The organism is Novosphingobium sp. B-7 (assembly GCF_000410615.1).
GTDB classification, from domain to species: domain Bacteria; phylum Pseudomonadota; class Alphaproteobacteria; order Sphingomonadales; family Sphingomonadaceae; genus Novosphingobium; species Novosphingobium capsulatum.
On record NZ_KE148417.1, the window covers coordinates 1 to 313 of the forward strand.

At 71.9% G+C, this 313-nt stretch carries 1 protein-coding gene; it reads right to left on the reverse strand.

Going from position 1 to position 313, the window contains the following annotated elements; translation table 11 throughout:
- Positions 1–313, reverse strand: a 313-nt coding sequence (locus tag H926_RS28660) for an iron chelate uptake ABC transporter family permease subunit (RefSeq protein ID WP_043610358.1), incomplete at both ends; no start/stop codon positions are given.

Consider the following 313-nt stretch of genomic DNA (forward strand, 5'->3'; position numbering starts at 1 on the left):
AGCAGCACCATGCCCCCGGCCGCGCCCGCCAAGGCCATCGCCGGCAGCGCGAAAGGCTGCACCGCAAAGCCGGTAAACAGCGACAGCACCGCACCTAGCGCGGCGAGCGGCGCCACCCCGAACAGGCCGGGATCGGCCAGGGGATTGCGCAGATAGCCCTGCATCGCCGCACCCGCCGCGCCCAGTCCGGCCCCGACGATCACCGCCAGCACCGCGCGCGGCAGGCGCAGTTGCGCCAGAATCACCGTGGCATTGGCACCGGCCGGATCGAACGGATTGATCCACACCTGCCCGGCCAGCAGGCACAGCGGAA